This is a genomic window from Arthrobacter sp. Y3225209 (genome assembly GCF_059090685.1).
This window is the reverse complement of the sequence record NZ_JBNHFW010000017.1, coordinates 16,408-30,763: the sequence shown is the minus strand read 5'-3', so window position 1 is coordinate 30,763 and position 14,356 is coordinate 16,408. Positions and strand designations below refer to the sequence as shown.

14 protein-coding genes are annotated in these 14,356 nt (G+C 67.0%); 7 read left to right on the top strand and 7 right to left on the bottom strand.

The window, feature by feature from the left end; translation table 11 throughout:
• Positions 1-172 precede the first annotated feature (172 nt).
• Positions 173-1,207: an alpha/beta hydrolase fold domain-containing protein gene (locus AC5RVB_RS10745; protein ID WP_494142674.1), complete on the top strand. Its 1,035-nt coding sequence runs from the start codon at positions 173-175 to the stop codon at positions 1,205-1,207.
• Here AC5RVB_RS10745 and AC5RVB_RS10740 read toward each other — a convergent pair.
• From AC5RVB_RS10740 to AC5RVB_RS10725, 4 genes are all read right to left on the bottom strand, one after another.
• Positions 1,152-1,565 (bottom strand): hypothetical protein, encoded by a 414-nt coding sequence (locus AC5RVB_RS10740; RefSeq protein ID WP_341482015.1) that lies wholly within the window; start codon positions 1,563-1,565, stop codon positions 1,152-1,154. The genes AC5RVB_RS10745 and AC5RVB_RS10740 overlap by 56 nt on opposite strands.
• 99 nt (positions 1,566-1,664) lie before the next feature.
• On the bottom strand, positions 1,665-2,090 hold the full coding sequence (locus tag AC5RVB_RS10735) for a helix-turn-helix transcriptional regulator (RefSeq protein WP_494142673.1): 426 nt from the start codon (positions 2,088-2,090) through the stop codon (positions 1,665-1,667).
• An 85-nt stretch (positions 2,091-2,175) separates the two neighbouring features.
• Positions 2,176-4,086, bottom strand: coding sequence for a MalT transcriptional regulator family protein (locus tag AC5RVB_RS10730; protein WP_494142672.1), 1,911 nt, complete (start codon positions 4,084-4,086; stop codon positions 2,176-2,178).
• 92 nt (positions 4,087-4,178) lie between these two features.
• A complete protein-coding gene (locus AC5RVB_RS10725) occupies positions 4,179-4,556 on the bottom strand; it encodes a PLDc N-terminal domain-containing protein (RefSeq protein ID WP_227927993.1) in 378 nt (125 codons plus the stop codon).
• 360 nt (positions 4,557-4,916) lie between these two features.
• Between AC5RVB_RS10725 and uvrA the strand changes: the two genes are divergently transcribed.
• Positions 4,917-7,388 (top strand): excinuclease ABC subunit UvrA, encoded by a 2,472-nt coding sequence (gene uvrA, locus AC5RVB_RS10720; protein ID WP_494142696.1) that lies wholly within the window; start codon positions 4,917-4,919, stop codon positions 7,386-7,388.
• Here uvrA and AC5RVB_RS10715 read toward each other — a convergent pair.
• Entirely contained in the window at positions 7,385-7,786 is a 402-nt protein-coding gene (locus AC5RVB_RS10715; RefSeq protein WP_227902176.1) for a ClpX C4-type zinc finger protein, read from the bottom strand. The genes uvrA and AC5RVB_RS10715 overlap by 4 nt on opposite strands.
• Positions 7,787-7,900: 114 nt before the next feature.
• Here AC5RVB_RS10715 and AC5RVB_RS10710 point away from each other — a divergent pair, with 114 nt between their 5' ends.
• Positions 7,901-9,292 carry an MFS transporter gene (locus AC5RVB_RS10710; RefSeq protein WP_494142671.1) on the top strand — a complete coding sequence of 464 codons (1,392 nt, stop codon included), beginning with the start codon at positions 7,901-7,903 and terminating at the stop codon, positions 9,290-9,292.
• Between the two features lie 21 nt (positions 9,293-9,313).
• Here the strand turns inward: AC5RVB_RS10710 and AC5RVB_RS10705 are convergent, their stop codons facing one another.
• Positions 9,314-9,823: a PGPGW domain-containing protein gene (locus tag AC5RVB_RS10705; protein WP_227927991.1), complete on the bottom strand. Its 510-nt coding sequence runs from the start codon at positions 9,821-9,823 to the stop codon at positions 9,314-9,316.
• 124 nt (positions 9,824-9,947) lie between these two features.
• Between AC5RVB_RS10705 and AC5RVB_RS10700 the strand changes: the two genes are divergently transcribed.
• From AC5RVB_RS10700 to AC5RVB_RS10690, 3 genes are all read left to right on the top strand, one after another.
• Positions 9,948-10,409, top strand: coding sequence for an SAM-dependent methyltransferase (locus AC5RVB_RS10700; RefSeq protein WP_494142670.1), 462 nt, complete (start codon positions 9,948-9,950; stop codon positions 10,407-10,409).
• Positions 10,410-10,496: 87 nt separating this feature from the next.
• A complete protein-coding gene (locus AC5RVB_RS10695) occupies positions 10,497-11,009 on the top strand; it encodes a GNAT family N-acetyltransferase (protein ID WP_494142695.1) in 513 nt (170 codons plus the stop codon).
• Positions 11,006-11,530: a GNAT family N-acetyltransferase gene (locus AC5RVB_RS10690; RefSeq protein ID WP_494142669.1), complete on the top strand. Its 525-nt coding sequence runs from the start codon at positions 11,006-11,008 to the stop codon at positions 11,528-11,530. The genes AC5RVB_RS10695 and AC5RVB_RS10690 overlap by 4 nt, the downstream gene beginning before the upstream one ends.
• A gap of 136 nt (positions 11,531-11,666) precedes the next feature.
• Here the strand turns inward: AC5RVB_RS10690 and AC5RVB_RS10685 are convergent, their stop codons facing one another.
• Positions 11,667-13,496: an immune inhibitor A domain-containing protein gene (locus tag AC5RVB_RS10685; protein WP_227927988.1), complete on the bottom strand. Its 1,830-nt coding sequence runs from the start codon at positions 13,494-13,496 to the stop codon at positions 11,667-11,669.
• Between the two features lie 193 nt (positions 13,497-13,689).
• On the opposite strand from AC5RVB_RS10685, the gene AC5RVB_RS10680 reads away from it, so the two are divergent.
• Positions 13,690-14,325: a hypothetical protein gene (locus tag AC5RVB_RS10680; protein ID WP_227902170.1), complete on the top strand. Its 636-nt coding sequence runs from the start codon at positions 13,690-13,692 to the stop codon at positions 14,323-14,325.
• Positions 14,326-14,356: the final 31 nt, after the last annotated feature.

Genomic DNA, 14,356 nt, shown 5'->3' with positions numbered 1-14,356 from the left:
AAACGGAACAACGTCCGACTCGATGTTACTCGTGAGTAACATAGGCCGCAAGGACCGCGGGCGCCACTCGGGGAGCGAATCCGCTATGACGTGGATCATGCAGGTCCCGCCACCGACCCTACCCACATACCGCCGGAAACCGCAGCAGGATTTCCGCTGCTACCGTGGTCCGATGGATGCCGTTGCCGATCCCGCGCTGGCGGCGTGGCTGACCGAAGTGCGCGCCGCTCCCGCCATACCGCCGTCGCTTGCGCAGATACGCCGACTGCGCGCCCCGCGACCGCGGGAAGCGGGCCCCGGACTGTCCGAGGTACGCGGGATCGAAATCCCCGCCCGGGAGGACCCGATCGGCGAACGCCGCGGCGGCGGAACGCGGGCGGGGACCGGAAGTATTACGGACCATGTCCCGCTCCGGGCACGGCTGTACCGCTCCGGCCCCGAAGCGCTGTCACTGACGGTTTTTGTGCATGGCGGGGGATTTGTCTTTGGTGGCTTGGAGTCCCACGACCGGCTGTGCCGCAGGCTCGCACTGCTGGCCGGCACCGCGGTTCTGGCAGTGGACTACCGGCTGGCGCCGGAGCATCCTGCTCCCGCCGCGGTGGACGACGTCATGCGGGCATTGGAATGGGTGGCGTCCCGGCCGAAGGAGCTGGGGCAGCTGCTGCCGGGGACAGGCCTGGCAGGAGACAGCGCCGGCGGGCTGATTGCCTATCTGGCGGCCTGCGGGCTGGCCGGCACGCCGGCACTGCCTGATGTGTTGTTTCTGGCCTACCCGAATGCCGATCTCAGTCTGAGTCTGCAGAGCGTCTCTGAGAAGGGGGAAGGCTGGGGGTTGTCCGTGCAGGACCTGGCGTTCTACATTGCCCAATGGGTTCCGGACGCGTCGCTGCTGGGGAAGTTCAGTCCTGTGGAAGTGGCCCGGGCGCAGCCGTTGCCGGTCCGGACGCTGCTCGCGACCGCCGGACACGATCCCCTGCGGGATGAAGGGAAGCTGCTGGCCGAAGAACTGGCCCGGGGCGGCACCGGCGTCGAGTATCGGCCGCATCCTGACCTGGTGCACGGGTTCCTGACCCTCGACGCCGTCTCGCCTGCTGCCCGCCATGCCGGCGACTCCCTGCTCGCTGCCTACGGTGCGCTACTGTCGCACACCGCTATGCTGCGGCGGGACCGGAACGCCCCGCCGGATGCGCCGAACGGCGCGACGTAAGCCGTTGATCCACCAATGCACCCACAGCGCTGGCGACCCACAGGATCAGGGCGGATAAAAGCCAGTCGCCAATTCCGGTGACCGTCACACCGCCCGGGAAAAGGCCCGCTATCAGCAGGGCAAGAAGAGCCGCAATTAGCCCGGTTCCACCCAGGAACGCCGGTGCGTAGCGGTGCGCCGCCTTGGAAACCAGCGGGGTCAGGACCGCCTGGGCCAGGACAACAACCACCACCGCCACCAGGAAACCGGGCAACTGGATGTCGAAACCGGACACCCACCACAGGCTCAGCAGCAAGCCTGCGCAGGCAGCCAGAATCTGGATCCCTACGGTGCTCAGGATGTTTTTCATGGTGTTCACCCGCCTGCCGAAAAGGCTGTTTGTGCCATTCCCACAAGGCTAGGGCTGCAGGGCGGGTCCGGGACCACCCTCATGGGGTGAGCCGCCGGGCTGCGGAAACTAGGCGACATGGCCGTGCCTGAACGCTGCTTCCACTGCGTCATGACGGTTGGTCACACCGAGTTTTGAATACAGGATACGGACATGGGTTTTGACCGTATTGACTGACAGCTGCAGGTCTTCTGCCACTTGTCTGAGCGAAAGGTGAGAGGGGAGAAGCGTAAGGATTTCCAGTTCACGTGGTGTGAGTGCGCTGATATTCTCCGGCGTCCGCTGCTGCAGCACCGTGCGTACCGCCGCCGCTTCCGGCCCGTGACCGCCCACCCGCTCCATCAGCAGGGACCTTACCTCCGGTCCCGCCCCCGCCAGGGGCCGCAGGACGTCCAGGTCCACAGCCTTCCGCAGTGCCAGGGACAGATGCCCGACGGCGCGGGCCCGCTGCCCGTTGCGCAGGGCGGTTAGACACTCCAGCAGGGGAACTTCCACGGCAGTCCAGGCCAGCAGCGCGGGAAGGCTTTCCTCCCGAAGCTGGCGCAGGTGATGCGCCGCTGACTCCGCCCTGCCGGCGGAGTCAGCGGCGGAAGCACGGAGCAGGCAGAGTTCCGCGCCCCCGCTGCACCTCACCGAGGTCAAAAAGGGCGCCCGCTTCCAGCAAGGCGGCAGCAGAACGCATCGCTGCGCCGAGCCCGGCGGGGGTGGGCTCAAGTGCGTCGAGGTTCCCCGCCGCATCGACTGCCAGGTTATGGGCTGAGACGGGCTCCAAACGGAGGAGCGCCTGGCCGGCGTACACCAGGCTGACGGCTGCATGCCGGGGACCGGGCTGCCGGACGCGGGCCGGGGATCGGGCGCGGGCATCCCGCAGCAGGCCGGCCGCCCTGCGGTTGTTTCCCTGCAGCTGGGCCCCGATGGCCTGATCAAACAGGCTCCTGCCGGCCAGATAACCGTTGTGGACAGCAGCTGCCTCGGATAAGGCTTTCGCAGCGGACTCCTGGGCAGCGGAATAGCGTCCGCTGCCGAGCAACGCCACAGCATTCGCCAGTGTCGCCTCGATCCGGATGCCCGGAAGGGCGGCGGCGGAAAGCGCTGCCGGGCGGACCCCGGATCCGGGGAATGGCCGGGACCAGCCGGAGCTGAATAAGGTGCTCCGCGCCTGTACGAGTTCACGAAGTGCCTCCGACTCGCGAGGCATTGCCGACCGCCAGGCAAGGTCTGCCGCCTGCAGGTACCGGGAAGCCGCCGTCGGCTCCAACTGCACCGAGTGGGCCAGCGACGCGATCAGGCTGAGTCTGCCATCCGAGGTGACTTCGGCGTCGCCCAGCAGCGACAGTGCAGCGAGCACGGCATCCGATTCCCCGGAGTGGACCAGATCGGCGCCGTGGTGGGCCAGGACGGCTGCGAGGTGGGGCCCCTCACCGGACGCTGCCGCATGGCGCAGGCATGCCGCGGCGCTGCCTGCGGTGCTGTGCCAGGATGAGGCTCGGCGGTGTAGCCGGCGAAGCCCGGCGGGATCGGCCCGCCAGAGCATTTGCAGCAAATGCTGCCGCAGAACCGGACGCAGCACAAACGCCTGCTGCCCGCGGCGCTGAATCAGGCCCTGCGTGGCGAGTCGGCCCAGAATGGTCCCGGCGTCCGGAACCCCGCAGAGCGCAGCCGCCTGGGCAGGCTCACTCGTGCCGCAAATACACGCAGCCGCGATCACCCGGATTTCCGTCAGCGTCAGCGCGGGCAGTACCGTCCGGTCCAGGTAGGCAGCAATCGTCCCGCTCCGGTCCTCCACGGCGGGGCGGGCAGGGGATCGGTCGCCTTGCAGGTATCCCAGTGCGAGGGCGGTGCACGCAGGCCAGCCGCCACAGTCCGAATGGATCTGCCGGACGGTGCGTTGCCCTGCACCGGGAACCGCCAGGGCGGCCAGAGCGGAGGTCTCCGCAGCGGAGAAGGCAAGGTCCTCGGCCCGCAGGTCCAGGAGGCGGAAGGCAAGGCGGGCATCGGTCGCGTCTATGGCGGTGCTGTCCCGCGTGGCAACAATGACTTGGAACGGGACGGGGTCCCGGTTCAGCAGGGCGCGGAACCACGACTCTCTTTCAGCCGCCCTGAAACCCTCAACGGCGTCGAACACCAGGCGGATCCGGGACCCGGTGAGTTTCCGGGTGAGGAATGCCAGGGCATCATCCAGGCCGCCGGGCGGCTGAAGTGCGCCCGCATTCCCTTCCGGCACAACCCGTGCCGCCTGCAGGCCGGCCATAATGGCTGGCCACACCGTGCCGCCGTCCCGCGGAACCACCCACACCGGCTGTGGCCTCAGTGTGCCGGACCATTGCCGCAGCAGCGTGGTTTTGCCGTATCCGGGCGGGGCCGCGATGAGAACCGGACCTGTGGTGCCGCCCAGGCGTTCGAGAAGGTGTGGGCGGGGGATAAGCGCCGGAAGCGTTCCCCTGGCGGAAGGTGCTGCCGCGGGCTGGGGGTGGGCCGCTGAAGTCTCCACCGTGCGATTCTAGGTCCCTCCGGACCAGTTTGACCCGGCGGACTGCGATCGGGTGCCGGTACTTCGGGTGCCTGTACTTCGGATGCCGGTACTCAGGACAAGGCCAGGGATTTCAGCCGCTCGAACTCCGGCTCAGTGATCTGTCCTTCTTCCAGCAGATCGTGTGCGGACGCAATCTGCTGTGCCGGCGACGTGCTGTCAGCTACCCGCCGGATATAGCTTTCGTTTTGCTCGGTAACTTCCCGGGCCCTTTGTTCGCTGCGCAGGGCCATGCCCCGGCCCCGGGCGATGATGTAGGCCAGCGCTGTAATAAACGGCGCGAAAAAGAGGAAGAAAACCCATACCGCCTTCGCGAATCCGCCCAACTCCCTGTCACGGAACAGATCGGAAATGATCTGAAACAACAGGATCAGGTAGGCCACGAAGAGGAACGCAACAACAATGCTCCAGATCGATTCCCAAAAAGTCATGGCTCAGCTCTCCTTTAGGTTCACCTATGGCGGGACCGGAGGTGCGGGGGTGGGATGCAGCGGCCGGACAATGCCACGGAGGTGATGCTCCATTGTGGAGCCGGTTTACAGGCGGATGAAACGGTTCCGGAAAACCGAAAAGGCAGGCGCGCGGAATCCACCCGGTCTAGGTGAGGCGTCAGTCCGGAGTCCAAAGCCTGGAAGTCCCGCCCAAGGCTGCCGCCGCAGGCCCGGTAACCGACGTTGACGCTCTTGGCTGAAAGCATGCTTAGCGTTTAGTCCCCTGCCTCGGTCCTCGCTAACCTGAGAATGATGAGCAGCGTGAAATCCAACCCAGTACAGGCATCCACCCGCAACGGCATGGTCAGCGTCCGCGGAGCGCAGGAGAACAACCTGCGCAACGTCGACGTCGACGTTCCGCGTGACGCGATCGTCGCTTTTACGGGGGTGTCGGGATCCGGGAAATCCTCCCTCGCGTTCGGCACCATTTACGCCGAAGCCCAGCGGCGCTACTTCGAATCAGTGGCGCCGTACGCGCGCCGGCTGCTCTCCCAGGGGCACAACCCCAAGGTCGAGGAAATCACCGGGCTGCCCCCGGCCGTTGCCCTGCAGCAGCGCCGCGGCGCACCCAGTTCCCGCTCCACCGTGGGCACCCTGACGACGCTCTCAAACTCCATGCGTATGCTCTTCTCCCGCGGCGGCACCTACCCGGCGGACGCGGAACCGGGCAGCCTTGACTCGGATGCCTTCTCCCCGAACACCGCCGCCGGGGCCTGCCGGGAATGCTCCGGGTTGGGCATTGCCCATACCGTGACCGAGGATTCCCTGGTACCGGATCCGTCACTGACCATCCGTGAGGGTGCCATTGCCGCCTGGCCCGGGGCATGGCAGGGCAAGAACCTGCGTGACATCCTCATCCAGCTGGGCTACGACGTCGACGTGCCGTGGAAAAAGCTGCCGAAAAAGGATCGCGACTGGATCCTGTTCACCGACGAACAGCCTGTGGTCATGATTACCCCGCAGCGGGACCGCGTGGCCAAACCGTACAAGGGCCGCTTCTGGAGCGCCAAAAGCTACGTGATGCATACCCTGGCTGATTCCGGCAGTGCACAGATGCGCGAGCGGGTCCTGGCCTACATGGTTTCCGGACCGTGCCCGGTCTGCGGCGGCGCGGGCCTGCGCCCCGAAGCGCTCGCCGTTACCTTCGCCGGCCGGAACATCGCCGAGCTGAACGGTGCAACGCTGGCCGAACTGGCCGAGATCATCCGGCCGACGGCGGAGCTGAAGTCCGCCGGCACGGCCTCCCGTGCGGCTGCCTCCAATGAAGACACCGAAGTGGCCGTGACCATTACCAGGGACCTGCTGGGCCGGCTGGAAATACTGACCGGCCTGGGCCTGGGCTACCTTAGCCTCTCCCGCGCCACCCCCACCCTGTCGCCCGGGGAGATGCAGCGCCTGCGGATTGCCACCCAGCTGCGCTCCGGGCTTTTCGGCGTCATTTATGTCCTGGACGAACCGTCCGCGGGCCTGCACCCGGCGGACGCGGAACCGCTGCTCACCGTCCTCCAGGAACTGAAGGACGCGGGTAACTCGGTGTTCGTCGTTGAACACAACATGGACGTAGTGCGCAGCGCGGAGTGGATTGTCGACGTCGGCCCGCAGGCCGGCGACGGCGGCGGAACGGTCCTGTACAGCGGACCCGTGGAAGGGCTGGCCAAGGTCAGGGACAGCGCCACGCGCCCGTTCCTGTTCGGCGAAGCCCGGGACGTCCGGCCGCCCCGCCGGGTCCCCGAGCAATGGCTGAGCCTGAAAGGCATTACCCGGCACAACCTGCGCGAGCTGGATGCGGAAATCCCCCTGGGGGTGCTGACGGCGGTGACCGGTGTCTCCGGCTCCGGTAAGTCCACCCTGGTCAGCCAGGTGCTGGCCGAAACGGTGGGCAGCAAGGTCAACGGTGCCGCGCCGGAGCCTGCTGACGGTGAGGAAGCCGAGGACAATGATCCCGGCGCCAAGGTCCGCGGCATCGCCGGCCTGGAGCACCTGGACCGGCTGGTCCGGGTGGACCAGCGGCCCATCGGCCGCACGCCGCGCTCCAACCTCGCCACCTATACCGGCCTGTTCGACGCGGTCCGGAAGCTTTACGCCTCAACGGATGAGGCACGGGCCCGGGGGTACACCGCAGGGCGGTTCTCCTTCAACGTGGCCGGCGGACGCTGCGAGACCTGCCAGGGTGAAGGCTTCCTCGCCGTCGAGCTGCTGTTCCTTCCCGGCACCTACGGGCCGTGCCCGGTCTGCCACGGCGCCCGCTACAACGAGGAAACCCTGGAAGTCACCTACCGGGGCAAGTCCATCGCTGATGTGTTGGGCATGCGGGTGGAATCCGCCGCCGAGTTCCTCGCCGATGTGCCCGCAGCCGCCCGCAGCCTGCGTACCCTGCTCGACGTCGGCCTGGGCTACCTGCGCCTGGGTCAGCCGGCCACGGAGCTCTCCGGCGGCGAGGCACAGCGCATCAAACTGGCCACCGAGCTGCAGCGCGCCCGGCGCGGACACACTCTCTACCTGTTGGATGAGCCCACTACCGGGCTGCATCCGCAGGACGTGCAGCTGCTGCTGGCCCAGCTGAACCGGCTCGTGGATGCAGGCAACACCGTGGTGGTGGTGGAGCACTCCATGAATGTGGTGGCCTCAGCCGACTGGGTGATCGACATGGGCCCGTCCGGCGGCGAGGAAGGCGGCCGGATCATTTGTGCCGGCACCGCTGCAGACGTGGCCGGCTGCGATGCGAGCCGGACAGCCCCGTACCTTGCCGCGGCGCTGAAGACGCTGGGTTAGGCTCCCGGCCCGCTCCGGAAGCGTTCCCAGGCGGACTGCCGCGACATGCCCAGGGCAGTGCCGATGGCGGCCCAGCTGATGTTGCGCTCCCGGGCCACCGCCACCCAGCGCTGAAGGTGCTGCTCGACCTGGTCCCGGGCCTCGGCGACCCGGGGCAGGCGTATGAGCAGTTCCTCGTTGTTCAGCGCCTCCCAGGGTGTTCCGGGAAGCGGGTCCGACGCCGAGGTGTGGTGCGCGTCCAGCATCCGCAGCGCCTTGGCTGCACAGTCACGGCAGACAGCGGCAGTGGGTGCTGCCGCCAGCACGCCGGTCTCCTCGCGGCCGCGCAGGCAGAATGAACACATAAACGGCTGGTGCAAAGGCTCGGCGTGGCCCGCTGCGGGCTGCTCGGGAGGCATGCGGCCATCCTATCCAGCCCGATAGCCGGTCGCGTACCTCTTGTGGTGTCAGGTAATACCTGACAGGATGTCCGCAGTTTCGGGAAGTCCCCGGACAGTGCGGGGGGATCTCTGATGGCGGCCAAGGACATTACCGGCACGGCCGGGCCGGAGGGCACGCAGCGCAGCGCAGCCGTGGCCCAGCAGAAGAGCAGCCGCGGGCTCGGTTTCCTGCTGGCCACTGCCGCGGCCGAGGGGTTCGGGGACGCCGTCAGCCGTGCAGCGCTTCCCATCCTGGCCGTGTCGGTGCTGGGTCTGGGGGCCGGGTTTGTCGGGGTTCTCAATGCGATCGGGATTGCAGCGTTTGTGCTCCTCGGCGTACAGGTGGGCGCTGCGGTGGACCGGCGGGGGCAGCCGCACAGCGCCATGGGCGCCGCCTCGCTGCTGCGGTGCCTGGCACTTCTGGGTCTCGCAGCCGCGGCTGTCAGCGGATGGCTCTCACCCACGATGCTCGCCGCGGCAGCCGTTCTCATCGGCGTGGCCGACGTCGTGTTCACCACTGCCCAGACCGTGCTCATTCCCGCCGTCGCCGGCAGGCGGGGCCTGAAGCATGCATACTCACGCCTGGCCATCACCGGACAGACGGCGTCGGCCACAGCGGCCGCAGCGGCAGGGGCGTTCCTGGCGCTGCTCGGCATGCCGCTGCTGCTCGCGGCAGCGGCAGTTGCCTACGCCGCCTCACGGCTGTTCCAGCTTGGCCTGCCCAGGAGCGTGCGCAGCGGCGCCCTTGGCACAGAGCGTCAACCTGCCACAGAGCGTGAACCCGGCGCAGAGCGTGAACCCGGCGCAGACAGGCAACCCGGCAACAGCGGGCTCGCCGGCACGGGTGCAGACGGCCATCAGCCTCAGGTGAGGCCGCGGCGGGCCGGCAGGGAAGGTTTTGCCATCCTCCGGAAGTCACCAGCCCTGCGGGCACTGACCCTCAGCGCCTGCCTGACCAACGCGGCGGCCATGGTCGGTAACACGATCCTGCCTGTCTACGTGCTGCGGGATCTTTCCCTGCCGCCAGCTGCGTACGCCGTGCTTGGCGCGTTTGGTGCGCTGGGGGCGGTCCTGGGTGCTGCTGCGGCGCCGTCCATCAGCAGCAGGCTGGGGTTGCGGGTTTCGCGTGCGGGTGCGGCGGTGCTTTCCGTCCCTGCCATCCTGCTGGCCGTGGCCTGCACCAGGCTCCCCGGCCCGGAACTGGTGTGGCTCGGTCTGGAGTTCCTGCTCTGGGCCTTTCTGGTGGCCGTTGCCGGAGTAGCCGGGTCGGAGGTCCTGCCCGGAACAGTGCAGCCTGACCGCCTGGCCACCGTCGGTGCGGCACAGCGGACGCTGACACTTGGCGTTATGCCCGTCGCCGCCCTCGCAGCCGGTCTGCTTGGGGCAACTGCCGGAACACCGCCCGTCTTCTGGCTGTGGGTCCTGCTGGCGGCAGCAGCTGCCGTGCCCATTGTGGGTACACGTTCCCTCGACCGTTTCCGCTGACCCGCGTTGCCGCTGCTGCGGCTACTCTGCCGGGGGAGTGGAGGGATCTGCGGTATCCGGGGGAGGTGCCTGCCGTGAGGCCCGTGGGCCACCGTTCGGGCGGAAACGGATGTAACTGTAAACAATGAGTGCCAGCCCGATACATCCCGAGGCGATCAGGGTTCCGCCGGTGACCCAGCCACCGGGCAGCCACCAGGAATCCCGGAACTGCCACCATTGCGGCACCTGCCGCCAGAGCCCCCAGACCACGCCTGCGGCCATCACCGCAAAGGCAGCGCACACGGACCCGGCGATCCGGGGCCAGGTCTGCACGCCCTGCGCCGCAGCACGGAAGGCATGAATGCGCACCGGGTGCAGCCACCGGTGTGCCCACGCATAACGCAGTGACAAAACGGCCAGGCCGGCCACGATCATCAGCAGGCCCGGCCCGGGGAGCACCAATGCGGCCAGTCCCAGGACAACAAGGGTCCAACCGGCCACCTCAATACCGGTGCGGCGCAGCCAGGCCGGGATCCGTTCCGTGCGCGTCATCCACCAAGCTTTGCATACAGCCGGACCTTGATGCAGGCCCGCCGGGACCCGTCACCGATTCCGCAGGCTCCCGTACCGGGTGCCAGAATGCTGCCTAAGAACCGGCGGACGGGAAGGAAAAACAATGGAATTGCTTATGGAGGCCATAGGGGCGGTGTCATCCAGCCGGAGCGAGGTGCGCGACGACGACTGGGACAGTGAGAACGCCGTCATCACCTTGGATCCGGCCCGGTTCACGGAGGAAGCGCTGTGGGGGCTGGCGGAGTTCAGCCACGCAGAAATCCTGTTCGTCTTCGACCAGGTCCCCGAGAGCAAGATTGAGCGCGGTGCCCGGCGGCCGCGCGGCAACCCAGACTGGCCGCTGGTGGGCATTTTCGCCCAGCGCGGGAAGAACCGGCCAAACCGGATCGGAAGCACCGTTGTGCGGATCGAATCAGTGGACGGGCTGTCCATGAAGGTTTCCGGACTGGATGCCGTCGACGGCACGCCGGTGTTGGACATTAAGCCCTTTATGGCTGAATTCGGTCCGCGCGGCGCGGTGATCCAGCCCTGGTGGGCCACGGAGCTTATGCGCGGCTACTGGTAGCTTTCCGGGGAACCGGGCCCGCATGGGTTAGGTTGGGGCGTGCTTACTGAACCGCTTTCCGCGACCACGCTGCTGCACGGCATCCGGATGGAGGTCATGGCCGCATCCCACGCCGATGCGCTCGCAGCGGGGTACCGGCGCAACCGCACCTATCTTGCCCCCTGGGAGCCGTTACGGGAGGAATTCTTTTACAGCTCCGACGGGCAGAAGGCCGTGATTGAGGCAAAACTTTTGCTGTTCCGGGCCGGTACGGAAGTGCCCTGGGTTTTGGCTGCAGGGGAGCGCATCATCGGTACCATCACGCTGACCGGTATTGTCCGTGGTCCGTTCCTGTCCGCGAATCTGGGCTACTGGATAGACGGAGAATACGCCGGGCGGGGGATCGGAACTGCGGCCGTTGCCGCCGTCCTGGAGGCCGCCCGGGAACGCCTGGGCCTGCACCGACTCCAGGCGGCGACGCTGCCGCACAACGTCCCGTCGCAGCGGATTCTGGAACGGCTGGACTTTGAACGTATCGGTCTGGCTCCGCGGTACCTGAGGATCGCCGGCCAATGGCAGGATCACGTGCTTTTCCAGCGGATCCTGCAGGGTCCGCTGTGAACGGGGTACTGCGGGCCGAACTGATAGCCACGGAACGCCTGAGGCTGGAACCGCTGTCCGTGCACCATGCCCGGGAAATGGTTCCGGTGCTGGCGGGCACTGCCATCTACCGGCATATCGGGGGTACAGCACCCACCGCGCAGGAATTGGCTGCCCGGTACGCCGGCCAATCGGTCGGGGCGTCACCGGACGGCAGGGAGGCATGGCTGAACTGGATCATCCGGGAGCAGGGCGCCGCCGTCGGCTTTGTGCAGGCCACCGTCGCCGTTGGCGCACCGTGCCCGACGGCGTACGTGGCATGGGTGGTAGGCGAGGACTTCCAAGGCCGCGGCATTGCCACGGAAGCGGCCCGGGCCCTGCTCAGCTGGCTGCTGCCCCGTACCGGAGGACCGGTTGCTGCTTATATCGCTCCTGGGAATCTGGCCTCCACCGGCGTCGCACGGAAACTGGGGTTGGCCGGCAGCGGTCAGCTGGACGAGGACGGCGAGGAGCTCTGGCGCAGCGCCACGCCGGCTGGGTAGCCCGGGCGTGCCGGTGTAACAGTGCCGGTGTAACAGCGCCGGTGTGGCCCCGCCGGTGTAGCAGTGCCGGCGCAGCAGAAGGGCGGGGATCGGAGCGTCCTGCTCCGATCCCCGCCCTTTGGGGGTCGAAAAGCTGCTACTTGACCTTGACGGTCATCATGCCCTTCGGATTGCTCTGGATAACCTCAATGGTGGTTCCGGTGCCGGCCACTACTACGCTGCCCTGCGGGTTTGCCGGGTCGTAGTACGCATTCGGGTTGCTGTCATTGAAGACGGCGATGCCGGGTTTGGAAGGCACATTGAGCGTTGTCATCCCGGCAGCCGTTTCGCGGTGCAGGAGAATCGGATCGGTGGCTTCCTTGCTGAACGTCGCATCAAAGCTCTGGATGCGGTTCCGTGCCAGTGCGCCGTCAGTCCAGCGCAGGGCCTGCGGGCGGGCATCCACGGGAAGGACCAGGCCGGCGCCGGGATGCTGGCTGGTGTTGTTGTTGCGCTGCCCTGCGTTCCAGTACGTCACCAGCAGTCCGTTCTGGTAGGGGAAGTGTTCCACCTTGTCCGGTGCGCTGACGGCCCAGCCGAAGTTGTACGGGCCGGTCTGGAGGGTGGCATCGTAGCCGGCGTATTGCCGGTTCTCGGCAATGTAATACCTGCCGTTGCCGTTGGCGTCCTTGGGGAGGGTCACCACTACGGCCTGCTGCTTTTTGGTGGCGTGGTAGGACGGGCCAAGCATGTGCGTGGACTTTACGCCCGCCGTTGCCACGTCATAGTCCAGCCAGCCCATCTGCAGCTTTTCCCAGGCGCCCATGTGGTTGGGTGTGGTGCCGATGGAGTCTTCGCCGCGGCCCAGCCAGGAGCCGGAACTCATCAGGGTCCAGAAACCGGTTCCGTTGTCTCCGCCTGCCGTGTCGTACAGGTCCGGCAGGCCCAGGTCGTGACCGTATTCGTGGGCAAAGACACCGAGTCCGCCGTTCTCCGGTTCGGTGGTGTAGTCGCGGATCCAGACCTTGGAATCGCCAATCCGGATACCGCCAAACGGGTTGCTGGCCGGGCCCTCGATTCCGCGTCCGGCCTGGCCCACGGACCAGCGGTGCGACCAGATGGCCGACGACGCAGCACCGGCTTCCTCGCCCTCGCCGGAATGGATGGCCTGGAAGTGGTCGATGTACCCGTCCGGCTCGTCGAAGTTGCCGTTGTTGTTGTAGTCATAACGGTCCCACTGGTCGAAACCGGCAAGGTAGGCGTCGATATCCGCGGCACTCTTACCGGCGGCGATCTGCCCGTCGTACCAGGCGTCGGCCGCGTCCTGTACGAACCGGGTCATATCCGTCTGGGATTCCGTTTCGCCGTAGCTGGCCGAGTTATAAGGGACGGTTACCCAGTCGCTCACGTCGCCGTCGACCGTGTAGCGGCCGCTGGACATTTCCTCATAGAGGGTCTTCAACGATTCGCCCTGCGGGTTAAAGAACATATCCATGTAATGTTCCCGGTCAAACTCGGGGAGCCAGTATGTGGAGTTGTCCATGCTGCGGTTGGGTGCGGGGATCCGGTTATGTTCCGGACCCGGAGCGGAGCCGGGGAAGCGGGGATCCACCTGGTCCCCGAACTCAATCAGGAAGGACAGGATCTGGTCGCTGTCCTCCAGCCCGTATTCTGCCCACTGGCCGGGAGCCACCTGGACAGCCTTGGAGCCGCCGCGGTTCTGGACCGGGGCTTCGCCGCGCACTACCTTCTCCACCGCCTGCTGGTTCAGCGTCCGGCGCTCATCAGCGGCGGCGTCGGGGCGGTCGTCGGTTTTCGCGGTGCTGCCGTTGGCCCCGGGGGCGCCGGAAGCGCCGTTGCTCCCGCCGCCCGGGGGCTGGGGGGACGGGGCGGCGACGGCGGACACGGCCACCACCGGCGAGAGCAGAAGGGCGCTGCTGAAAGCCAGCACGGCAGCCTTCCGCGCAACGTTGTTTATTGAACTCAATTGTTCCCCTTAGAAAGTGCGTGGTGCGTAAGTGAGGTGGAATCAAGCTACTGGAGCGCCGGTTCCCGGAAGGACCGTAAATCGGATAGGAAATGAATTGGCATCAAAGTGGCACGGGTTTATACGCAGCCTCTTCCAAAAACGCTTCCTAAGCAGTAAAAGGTCTTCCTAACGTGCGGCTACACTGCGGTTGATGACACACGCTGGGGAACGCATGGGGGAGAACACCGCGGACGGCACGGGCAAAGGAACTGCACTGCCTGAACCCGAATACCGGATTGATCCGCGAACCCTGCGGGAAATACCACTGGATCCCGGCAGCGCCGAGGCGTGGCTGGCAACGACGGCGGGTGATGGACGCCCCGCGTCCGCCCGGATCGCCTGGCTGCGGATCCTGGGACGGCTTCCCGAAGCCGAAGCGGCCGCCCGGGAAGCACTCAATGCCGTAACCCCTGCGTTCCTGCATGCCGGCGCCCTGCATTCCGGCGCCCGTATCGGTGCCGGCATGCTGTCCGCAGGAGTCCGCCCGGCCATCCGCCTGGCCCAAGTGCTGCAGTGGAAAGGGCAGCTCAGCGACGCCCTGCGCCTGCTGGCGGCCGTGGACCGGTTCCTGGCCGCGCCCGGCCACGGGAAGCCCGGTGACGCGCTGGTCAGCCGGGCGTTCCTGCACCAGCATCGCGGCAAGGTACTCCTGGACGCTGGACATCCCGTCTGGGCACTAACTGAGTTCCGGCGGGCGCTGCATCTTCGCATTGCTGCGGGAGCGCCCGGGGACCAACTGCAATCGGCCGAGATGGCTGTCAGTGAGGCCCTGAGACGCCTGAAATAGACAGCAGGCTTAGGAGACTGGCGGCTTCCAG